This window comes from Mycobacterium talmoniae (assembly GCF_001854525.1).
In the GTDB taxonomy this organism is placed as follows: Bacteria; Actinomycetota; Actinomycetes; order Mycobacteriales; family Mycobacteriaceae; genus Mycobacterium; species Mycobacterium talmoniae.
In genome coordinates this window covers 1-1,253 of the sequence record NZ_MLQM01000339.1, presented here as the reverse complement: position 1 = coordinate 1,253, position 1,253 = coordinate 1, and the positions used below count along the sequence as shown (strand labels likewise).

Annotated in this window: 2 protein-coding genes and 1 pseudogene; 1 reads left to right on the top strand and 2 read right to left on the bottom strand. The window is 75.3% G+C overall.

The genetic code is table 11. The annotated features are described in order from the left end of the window. Positions 1-178: pseudogene (locus tag BKN37_RS30105) on the top strand (TetR/AcrR family transcriptional regulator); the annotation flags it as partial. Here BKN37_RS30105 and BKN37_RS27185 read toward each other — a convergent pair. Together BKN37_RS27185 and bioD are read right to left on the bottom strand one after the other, a co-directional pair. Beyond that, entirely contained in the window at positions 171-680 is a 510-nt protein-coding gene (locus tag BKN37_RS27185; protein WP_071030412.1) for a 2'-5' RNA ligase family protein, read from the bottom strand. The pseudogene BKN37_RS30105 and the gene BKN37_RS27185 sit on opposite strands and share 8 nt — an antisense overlap. Then, positions 680-1,253: ATP-dependent dethiobiotin synthetase BioD (gene bioD / locus BKN37_RS27180; RefSeq protein ID WP_071030410.1), on the bottom strand; the 574-nt coding region annotated here is incomplete at its 5' end. The genes bioD and BKN37_RS27185, both read right to left, overlap by 1 nt.

Genomic DNA, 1,253 nt, shown 5'->3' with positions numbered 1-1,253 from the left:
CACCGTCGTGTACTACGTGCTGGGCTTCACCGCCGACGAGCAGGCGCGGCTGCAGTGGGACGCCGCCGGCGCGGCGGAGATCGCGCCGGCCACCGAACCGGGCCGCGATTTCGCGTTTGGGCTGCAGCTGCTGATCGACGGCCTGGCGGTGCAGGCCGGTCAGCTGTCCGTCAGCTGATCAGATGCTCGGTGCGGGCGGCGCCGTCCCAGCGTCGTAGCCCGACGAAGTGGCCGCTGATCTGGCTCGGCCGGCCGGCGATCCGCAGCGCCCGGCCCAGCTGGGCCGGGCCGACCCGGCGGGCCAGCGTGACGTGACCGGTCCACTGACCGGGCAGCGTGTTGGCCATGGGTTCGGGGGTCGCGTGCGGCGCGCACAGCCGGTGCACCGCCTCCTGGGCGGCCAGCAGCTCCGCGGTGGGCACCACCAGCCGGGCCAACACCCCATGCGAGCGGCCGAAGATCAGCGACGCGCCGAGGATGCAGTCCAGCGGCAGCCGCGCGCTCACCGCTGCCAGCAGCGCGTCGACCTGCGGATCGATCCGCTGGGCGACGGTCAGGGTGACATGCGGGCGGCTGGCCGGGGCCTGGCTGGGGATTCCGGCGGCGGCCAGCTCAGCCCAGATGCGCCGGACCGTCGCCTCGGTCTCGGCGTCGAAGAGCAGCTCCACCGAATGCACCATCAGCTCACCAGCGCGCCCACCCAGCTGTGGTCGAACGCATCCGCGCTGAGCGCGGCGAACTGCGCGGCGGTCAGCGCCCCGGCGCCGGCCGGCAGCACCGCACGCAGCGGCGCGAGCCGTGCCAGCGCGTCCCGATTGGAGGTCTGCACCGCATCGGGGTGCGCCGGCCAGCTGCCGATCACCACACCGGCGCAGCTCAGCCGGCGCGCGGCCAGCCCCTCCAGCGTCAACGCGGTGTGGTTGAGGGTGCCCAGTTCGGCGGTGGCCACCACCAGCACCGGCGCCGCCAGGTCGACCGCCAGATCCCGCAGGGTGACGCCGTCGCCGGCCAGCTCGACCAGGAGCCCGCCGGCGCCTTCGACCAGGGTCAGCCGCCCCGGACGGTCCAGGCCGGCGATCTCCCGCAGCACCTCGGCGCGGGTCGGCAGGGTCGCCCCGACCTGGTCGGCGGCGGCGACCGGGGCCATCGGCCGCGGGTAGCGCGCCACCCCGACCAATTCGGTCACCCCGGCCAGTCGGGCCACCTCGGCGAGGTCGTCGTCGCTGTCGGCGGTGGCGGGCTGCACCGGTTTG

What these genes read in the sequence shown, in the direction of transcription:
- BKN37_RS27185 (WP_071030412.1), bottom strand. Translation starts at nt 680, where the DNA reads ATGGTGCATTCGGTGGAGCTGCTCTTCGACGCCGAGACCGAGGCGACG.